This is a genomic window from Edaphobacter sp. (assembly GCF_035763405.1).
GTDB lineage: Bacteria > Acidobacteriota > Terriglobia > Terriglobales > Acidobacteriaceae > Edaphobacter.
The window spans coordinates 1-6,642 of the sequence record NZ_DASUBE010000141.1; the positions used below are offsets into that span (position 1 = coordinate 1).

General features: G+C 61.2%; 6 protein-coding genes, 2 tRNA genes and 1 pseudogene. 8 read left to right on the forward strand and 1 reads right to left on the reverse strand.

All coding sequences use genetic code 11. From position 1 onward, the window contains the following. The 6 genes and pseudogenes from VFU66_RS13495 to VFU66_RS13520 all read left to right on the forward strand — a co-directional run. Window positions 1–497 (forward strand): annotated as a pseudogene (locus VFU66_RS13495) (chromosome segregation protein SMC); the annotation flags it as partial. Window positions 498–611: 114 nt separating this feature from the next. Further along, the gene (locus VFU66_RS13500) at window positions 612–1,298 is read left to right on the forward strand and encodes a hypothetical protein (protein WP_326446788.1); all 687 of its coding nucleotides are present in this window, start codon (window positions 612–614) and stop codon (window positions 1,296–1,298) included. Next, window positions 1,295–2,206, forward strand: a complete 912-nt coding sequence (locus VFU66_RS13505) for a phosphoribosylaminoimidazolesuccinocarboxamide synthase (protein ID WP_326446789.1) — start codon at window positions 1,295–1,297, stop codon at window positions 2,204–2,206. Before VFU66_RS13500 ends, VFU66_RS13505 begins: the two co-directional genes overlap by 4 nt. Continuing rightward, window positions 2,203–2,739 carry a CvpA family protein gene (locus tag VFU66_RS13510; RefSeq protein ID WP_326446790.1) on the forward strand — a complete coding sequence of 179 codons (537 nt, stop codon included), beginning with the start codon at window positions 2,203–2,205 and terminating at the stop codon, window positions 2,737–2,739. Before VFU66_RS13505 ends, VFU66_RS13510 begins: the two co-directional genes overlap by 4 nt. Before the next feature lie 52 nt (window positions 2,740–2,791). Then, window positions 2,792–3,070 carry a helix-turn-helix domain-containing protein gene (locus tag VFU66_RS13515; RefSeq protein ID WP_326446791.1) on the forward strand — a complete coding sequence of 93 codons (279 nt, stop codon included), beginning with the start codon at window positions 2,792–2,794 and terminating at the stop codon, window positions 3,068–3,070. A gap of 84 nt (window positions 3,071–3,154) precedes the next feature. Then, window positions 3,155–5,110 (forward strand): secretin GspD/PilQ domain-containing protein, encoded by a 1,956-nt coding sequence (locus VFU66_RS13520; RefSeq protein ID WP_326446792.1) that lies wholly within the window; start codon window positions 3,155–3,157, stop codon window positions 5,108–5,110. On the opposite strand, the gene VFU66_RS13525 is transcribed toward VFU66_RS13520, so the two are convergent. After that, entirely contained in the window at window positions 5,102–6,343 is a 1,242-nt protein-coding gene (locus tag VFU66_RS13525; RefSeq protein WP_326446793.1) for a two-component system sensor histidine kinase NtrB, read from the reverse strand. The genes VFU66_RS13520 and VFU66_RS13525 overlap by 9 nt on opposite strands. A gap of 55 nt (window positions 6,344–6,398) precedes the next feature. Between VFU66_RS13525 and VFU66_RS13530 the strand changes: the two genes are divergently transcribed. Then, window positions 6,399–6,473: transfer RNA gene (locus VFU66_RS13530), tRNA-Gly, on the forward strand. Between the two features lie 92 nt (window positions 6,474–6,565). Then, a tRNA-Cys gene (locus tag VFU66_RS13535) sits at window positions 6,566–6,640 on the forward strand. Window positions 6,641–6,642: the final 2 nt, after the last annotated feature.

The following is a 6,642-nucleotide window of genomic DNA, read 5'->3' on the forward strand; positions in this document are numbered from 1 at the left end:
AGATCTCGCGGACGAAGTTCGACGAGGCGTTCAAAGTCATCAACGAGAACTTCTCGCTGACGTTCACCAAGCTCTTCGGCGGCGGGCAGGCTTCGATGAAACTGACGGACGAGGAGAACACGGCGGAGAGCGGTATCGACATCATGGCCTCGCCTCCGGGCAAAAAGCTCCAGAACATCCTGCTGCTCTCGGGCGGCGAGAAAGCTCTGACGGCGCTTGCGCTGCTGGTCGGCATTTTCCAATATCAGCCTGCGCCATTCTGCATCCTGGACGAGGTGGATGCGCCGCTCGACGAGACCAACGTGGGCCGCTTCGCCAAGCTCATCCACGACATGAGCGCGAATACGCAGTTCGTGGTCATCACGCACAGCAAGCGGACGATGGGCCAGGCTGACGTCATCTACGGCGTAACCATGCAGGAGCCGGGTGTCTCGAAGATCGTGAGCGTGAACCTCACGCGCCGCGACTCCGGCGACAACCGGCGCGCCGTGGCCTGATAACGGATTTGGTTTTGCGCAGGCAGGGCGGAACGTTCTCGTCGCCCTGCCGCTTTTTATTGTGCCGGAGATTTTTCGTCCCGCTTTTGGCGAAACGCCTCTAAGCTAAAAGTCATGGGTGTGCAGCTCACATTCGGTCTTCTCGCGAGCCTCTCGGCAGTGATGGTTCTCATCCGCATCTTCTGGCTGCGCATTCCCGGATGGCTCAGAAAGCTGATGGCGTCCTGTGCGGTGATTGTTCCTGCTGTCGTCGGGATTGGTTTTGTAACGAAGTGGAGTGCCCCCTCGCTCCAACTCAATCACGTACTCTACTGGCTATGTATTCTGAGCTACATCTTTTTGATGATCATGTTTACGCGGCTCAGGCCGCTGTGGTTGACTGGCATCATCGCCGTCGTTCTGATTGTGCCAGTGCTTTCATCCAGCATTTTTCTTCCGCTCTCAACGCTCTTTGGCATTCCACCCACAATTAAGTCTCGCATCGGCGGCAATATCGTGAGTGAGCGTGTTCTCTGGGGGCCGGGCGCTCCTGATGTTTCGGGCACGGACCTGACCATCTACTACCAGCCGCGATGGTTGCCGTTCGTGCGCCGCAGCCTTCTGTCCGCTCGTTATTACGGCGCGCAGTGCGACGCCTGGGCAGCTTACGCTGTTCTTCAGCCTGACCAGAGAAACGTCCTGATGGTCTGTCCGGCCTCGCCCAGGCTGGGACCGGACTCGGCGCGGTCCATTGTGTTGCCGCTCTACCGGCCAATTTTCCACCTTATTCGACACAAGAAAGTGACAGCTTCCTCCAAATGAACCAGGCTCTTTTACAAACCGATCTTGGCAGCCTTCCTTTGACCGCGCGCGGCAAGGTGCGCGACATCTACGCGCTCGACGAGGGACGGCTTCTGTTTGTAGCCACCGACCGCATCTCCGCGTTCGACCACGTGCTCGGCAGCGGCGTCCCGGACAAAGGCCGCATCCTGACGCAGCTTTCGTGCTTCTGGTTCGACTTCCTGGCAGACGTGGTTCCGAACCACCTCGTCTCGGCCGCTGTCCGCGACTTCCCTGCCGCACTCCAGCCCTATGCGACACAACTCGGAGGCCGCAGCATGGTCGTGCGGCGCGCGGAGATGTTTCCCATCGAGTGCGTTGTGCGCGGATACCTCTCCGGCTCGGGCTGGAAGGACTACCAGAAGACCGGCGCGGTCTGCGGCATCCATCTGCCTGCGGGGCTGCGCGAGTCCGACCGGCTGCCCGAGCCCATCTTCACACCGGCGGCCAAAAATAATGTGGGCCACGACGAGAACATCTCCTTCGAACAGATGGCCGCGACGATTGGCCGGGAGAAGGCCGAAGAGTTGAAGGCCCTGACATTGGCGATTTACGAAAAGGCCAGCCGTCACGCGGCTAGCAAGGGCCTGATCCTGGCCGACACAAAGTTCGAGTTCGGCTCGCTGGGCGGCAAGACCATCCTGGCCGACGAGGTGCTCACGCCGGACTCCTCGCGCTACTGGCCTGCGGATGGCTACCGCCCAGGCGGGGCGCAGCCATCGTTCGACAAGCAGTACGTGCGCGACTATCTGGAGTCGATCCGCTGGAACAAGCAGGCCCCCGCGCCTTCGCTGCCCGACGAGGTCGTCGCCCGCACGCGCGAGAAGTATATGGAGGCATTCCACCTCATCACAGGCCGCACCAGCCTTGCCGACAGCGAGACACCATGACCCCTTTTGACTGGGTACTGATTGCCATCCTCGCCTACTCAACCATCCTGGCCTTCGTGCGGGGCTTTCTGCTGGAGTTGTTTGCGCTGGGAGGGCTGATTAGCGGGCTGCTACTGGCGGCCTGGAACTACATGCGACTCGCCGCGCCGCTTGCGCGTTTCATCTCGACGCCGGAGATTGCCCAGATTACGGCATTCCTGCTGATTTTGGTCGCCGTCGCGGTGGTGGCAACCCTGCTAGGCAAAGGGCTGCATCGTACAGCCCACGCCATCGGACTGGGGTTCCTCGACCGGCTGATGGGGGCGGCTTTTGGGTTTCTCAGGGGGTGCCTGATTGGGGTGGTGGTTTTGATGACGGCGGCAGCATTTTTCCCCCAGTCGAAGTGGGCGGCCAACTCCCGTTTATCTTCCTATTTCCTTACGGGTGCTCATGCGGTATCCTTCGTTGTGCCCCACGAGCTGCGCGAGCGAATTGTGGACGGCGCGGCGAAGCTCAAGCACAATGCGCCGGATTGGATCAAACCGCTAAAATAGGGTCAGAATAAAAATGTGGCCCGCTGAAGAGGCCGCCAGTGAGGAAAAACCTTTGAAGCGCGAAATGGACGGTCTCATCTCTCAAATGCACAGCGCGGGCATTCCGTATACGGAAGCGGTTCGCCAGTTCAAGAAGCGCTACATTCTGGAAGTCCTCTCGCACCACAAAGGAAACCAGTGCAAGGCCGCCGAAGAGCTGGGCATGCACCGCAATACGCTGAGCCGCACGCTCGCCGAGCTGGACATGAACACGGCCCAGATCCGCAATGGAATGCGGCGTCCGGTCGCCAGCGAACGCCCCCGCATCCAGAGCATCGCCAGCGCGCGCTAGGAACCTCTTGAGGCACGCTCCCACCAAAGGCGCAGGGTACTTTAACCCGCGCCAGCCCTCCGTCTCCGTCTAACCTTGCAGTAGATGAAGCTCCCCGCCCAGCCGCGCGCCTCTACCCTTACACGATGCACTGCCGCGCTCGCTCTGGCGAGCTTCTCCATGGCCACGCTCGCCCAGACACCTCCTACTCAACCCTCACAAAACCGGCCGTCAAGTCAGTCGTCCGCTGACACTGCGAAGACGAAGCCCATCAACGAGACTCTCAGCCGAGCCCAGCGACAGCAGGCAGAAGACGCCTATCTTGCCGGAGCGCGGCTGCTCGAACGCAAAGACCTAGAGGGCGCCGAAGAGCAATTCACGAAGGCAGCCAAGCTGAACCCCGGCAACCACGACTACGCACAGGCAGCCGCCCTGGCCCATCAGGAGCGCGTCACCGACCTGGTGCAGCAGGCAGGCAAAGCGCGACTGCTGGGGCAGAAAGAAAAGGCCAATGCCCTGCTCGCCCAGGCGCGGCAGCTCGATCCAGAAAATGCCCTGGTTCAGGAGCGTCTCAACGAGGGCGCCCTGGAGCGCGTCTTCCGCCCGGAGATCGAGCCATGGCTACGGAGCGGTCCCGAGTTGGCCGGTCCCATCGAACTCCAGCCCAACAAGAGCGTCCAGAGCTTTCATCTGCACTCGAACGCCGAGGATGTGGCCCGCAAGGTGCTCCAGAGCTATGGCATCCGTGCCACCTTTGACGACTCAGTCCAGCATCAAGACCTGCGCTTCGTGCTGGACAACGTAGCCTACGCGCAGGCCGCGCCGATCCTGCTCCAGATGATGCACGCCTTCGCCGTGCCGCTTGATCCCACCAGCGTCATCATTGCCAACGACACGCCGGATAACCGCCAGCGATACGAGCGTCAGCTTGAGGAGACGATCTATGTTCCCGGAATGTCCAACGAGGCCATGGACTCTCTCGGCAATGTGATTCGCCAGGTGTTCGAGGTCAAGCAGCTTACCGTCGAAAAGAACTCCGGCAACCTGGTGCTGCGCGCGCCCCAGGACACGCTGAAGGCCGTGAACCTGACACTCGCCGGCCTGATGGACGACACCAGCGAAGTGATGATCGACCTGCGCCTCTACGCCGTCGATACGACACGCCAGCGCAATATCGGCGGGCAGACGCCGCAGCAGATTGGCATCTTCAGCGTTGCCAGCGAAGCGCAGCAGATCGTGAATCAGAACCGCGAGCTGGTCAATCAGGCCATCGCGCAGGGGCTGGTCCCGGCCAACGCCAGCAACGTGACCATCGCGCTGGCGCTGATCGCCTCGGGCCTGGTGCAGAGCACGCTGGTCTCGAACACGATCGGCCTCTTCGGCGGCGGACTGACGACGATGGGCGTCACCGAAAATCAGGGCGCCGCGTTTCATCTTGCTCTCAACTCAAGCGATACGCGCGGGCTCGACGACATTCAGGTGCGGATCAACGACCGCGAAACCGCGACCTTCCGCATCGGCACCCGCTACCCGATCACGACGGCCAGCTACACCAATGGTGTTGCCGGTGCTGCCTCGGCGCTGGCCGGCATCAACGTCAACGGCGTGCCCGCCTCGAAGCTGCTGGCGCAGCTTGGCACGCAGGTCACGATTCCGCAGATCCAGTATGAAGACCTCGGCCTCACCCTCAAGGCCGTTCCCACCGTACAGAAGTCGGGTGAAATTGCCATGCAGCTCGACCTGAAGATCGAATCGCTCGCGGGAAGCTCGGCAAACAACATCCCAGTGCTGAACAACCGCGCGTTCGTCTCCACCGTGACCGTACCCGACGGCCAGACAGCGATGCTCGTCAGCACGCTCACACGGTCGGAGTCCGCGGCGATCAGCGGCTTGCCAGGGCTTGGCGAGCTACCCGGATTTCAGACAGCGATCGCTGACAAAGCCGCCGAAAAGGACACCTCCGAACTGATTCTGCTGGTGACGCCGCACATTGTGCGCAAACGGCGCGACCTTCTCGCCGGCCCGCGCATCCCCATTCATCTGCCCTCGGACTCAGACTGACGCAGCCGGGGCCACAGGCAGCCATACCGCAAAGACTGTTCCGTGCCTGTCCGGCACATCACCTCCTTCTCCGCGTGTGCGGAAGGCAATGCGTCCTCCGTGCTTTTCGACAATGCCTTTACTGACCCACAGACCAAGTCCCGTGCCAGTCAACTCCTTCGTCGTCTGAAATGGCTCGAAGAGATGCGGCAGGATGCTCGCGACGATGCCCTCGCCGTTGTCCGCAACGATCAGACGCACGCCTCGCGCGCCGGTGCGCCAGTCTCGCTGCACGTGGAGCCGGACAAACAGGCGGCCGCCCTCGCTGATGGCGTCGAGCGCGTTGCGAACCAGATTGTTGACCACCTGGCGAATCTCGCCCTCGATGCAGAATATCTTCGGCGCATCTTCGAGCTTCAGTTCTACGGTGACTCCGCGCACCAACAGGCGCCCCGTGTAAAGCACAATGACCGCATTGAGCAACTCGGCCAAATCCACTTCGACCGGACGGCTGTACTGGCGATGAAAACGCAACGTCTGCAGCGTGATGGCCGTGACGCGGGCCAACTCGTCCTGAGCTAGCCGCGCATACTCCTGCACATCAGACATCGTCTCCGTCTGCCGGATCAGATAGAGCAGGTTGGTGATAGACTCCAGCGGGTTATTGATCTCGTGCGCGATGGAGGAGGCCAGCTGTCCGACGGCTGCCTGCTTTTCCAGCTTGCGCAACGCCTCATCCTGTTGGCGCGACCGCGTAACATCACGAAGCGCGACTGCGACTCCGCGCACTCTTCCTTCAACAGTAATCGGTTCCGACGACAAGGCCACGGCGAGCGGGCTGCCGTCCTTACGAAAAAACGTATCGGCAAGCTGACGCGCGGGCCTGTTGCCGCGAAAAATCTCGTAGATGGGACACTCTGTGCGCGCTCCGCGCGCAGGGTGCCGATGCACCAGTTCGTGAAGATCGACGCCAAGCAATTCTTCAGCGCGAAAACCCAGCGCGCTCGCCGCCACGCGGTTCACAAAGGTGCATCTACCCTCTAGGTCGAGCCCCCAGATGCCTTCGCCGGAGGTATCCAGCAACGCCTGCCAGTGCTCTGCATGCTCCCAGGCGGGTGATGCCAATGGCATTGTCCGCATCTGCCCCATCCCCATCCGTACCCTCTCGGATCCCGAGTAAAACTTCTCCAGCAGGTGAGATGCAGGTTTGGTCTCGGCGGCTACTTGGACACGAAGCAGACAGACGGTGCGCATGTCTCCACCGTGTTTGACCCGATGTGTGGAGGCCGCTATACTTATACTTGAGAGAGCGGGAGTAGCTCAGTGGTAGAGTGCTTCCTTGCCAAGGAAGATGTCGCCGGTTCGACCCCGGTCTCCCGCTCCAAAAATCCCTGCCTGCTGTACACTTCACCTACAACAAAGCAACCGGGCTGAAGGGTTTCTCAGCCGGGCTCGGAGTCGAAAGCCCACCCGCGAGGCGCGGTACCCAAGTGGTAAGGGAGAGGTCTGCAAAACCTTTATGCGTCGGTTCGATCCCGACCCGCGCCTCCAAA